General features: G+C 26.8%; 2 protein-coding genes. Both read left to right on the top strand.

Annotated features, from left to right (window positions below; all coding sequences use genetic code 11):
* Window positions 1-175 precede the first annotated feature (175 nt).
* Entirely contained in the window at window positions 176-700 is a 525-nt protein-coding gene (locus CRENPOLYSF2_RS03905) for a helix-turn-helix domain-containing protein (RefSeq protein ID WP_087142656.1), read from the top strand.
* Window positions 688-1107, top strand: coding sequence for a transposase family protein (locus tag CRENPOLYSF2_RS03900; RefSeq protein WP_087142655.1), 420 nt, complete (start codon window positions 688-690; stop codon window positions 1105-1107). Before CRENPOLYSF2_RS03905 ends, CRENPOLYSF2_RS03900 begins: the two co-directional genes overlap by 13 nt.
* Window positions 1108-1125: the final 18 nt, after the last annotated feature.

The raw sequence follows: 1125 nt of genomic DNA, 5'->3' as shown, positions 1-1125 counted from the left end.
AGAGTTGTTATTTTAAATAAATCAATATAAAACAATATGTTATATGAATATTGATCGGAAGTGCTAAAATTGTAAGCCATTGATTTTAAATGAAAGTAAATTTAATTAATATATAAATTAAATATGGCGTAAAATAATCTTATTAAAATAAATACTACGCCGATAATATATAAAAATGAGTATAACTGATATTTCACCAAGATTTCATACCGAAAGACAATTAAGAGCAGTTATAGGATTAAGTCCTCAGCAATTTTTATTGATATTACCAATATTCGATAATTTTCTTTTTTTACAAAAAGAAGAAAATAAAAAAGATAAAATAAAACCGAACAATGGTCGTAAAGCCACATTAGAAACAACTACAGATAAATTAATTTTCTTTTTACATTATTTAAAATGCTATCCTACGTTTGATCAACTTGGATTTATGTTTAATATGAGCGGATCAAATTCATGTACATTATTATATAAATTGATTCCTATTTTTATTAAAACATTAGATCATTTTAATGTATTGCCAAAAACAGAATTTAAATCCCCAGAAGAGATGCGTGAAGCTTTTAAAGATATTGACACCTTGATAATAGATGCTACAGAACGTGCTATCCAACGCCCACAAGACCATGAAATACAAGAAGAACACTATAGTGGAAAAAAAAGAAACACACGAACAAGAATACAGTTATCGCCTCTTTAAGCTTTGTAATTTTATATGTAGGAATGACATTTCCAGGTAAAAATCACGATTACGGAATGTTTAAAAAAGAATTTAACCCTTCATTAAATTGGTTTTCTACTTTTAATATTCTTGTTGATCTTGGTTACATGGGGTTTGATAAAAACTATGAAGTAAAAAGTATTCTTATACCACATAAAAAACCGAATAAATCAAAAAAAAATCCTAATCCACAACTTACTCAGACACAGAAAAATGAAAATAGAGAAATGAGTGGGAAACGTATTATTGTAGAAAATGTTATAGGTGGTATGAAGCGCTTCAGATGTTTAGTTGAAAGATTTAGAAATCATATACCATGTGTAAAAGATATACTTATTTTATTAGCTGCTGGAATATGGAATTTTAATATAGCTAACCGCCATTGATTTAAAAAAACAACTCTA

Source organism: Crenothrix polyspora (assembly GCF_900163755.1).
GTDB lineage: Bacteria > Pseudomonadota > Gammaproteobacteria > Methylococcales > Methylomonadaceae > Crenothrix > Crenothrix polyspora.
Note: the sequence above shows the minus strand (reverse complement) of the source record. Positions and strands in the feature narration are given on the sequence as shown.

Excerpts from the sequence above, each read along its gene's own strand:
- CRENPOLYSF2_RS03905 (WP_087142656.1), top strand. The coding sequence starts at position 176 with ATGAGTATAACTGATATTTCACCAAGATTTCATACCGAAAGACAATTA.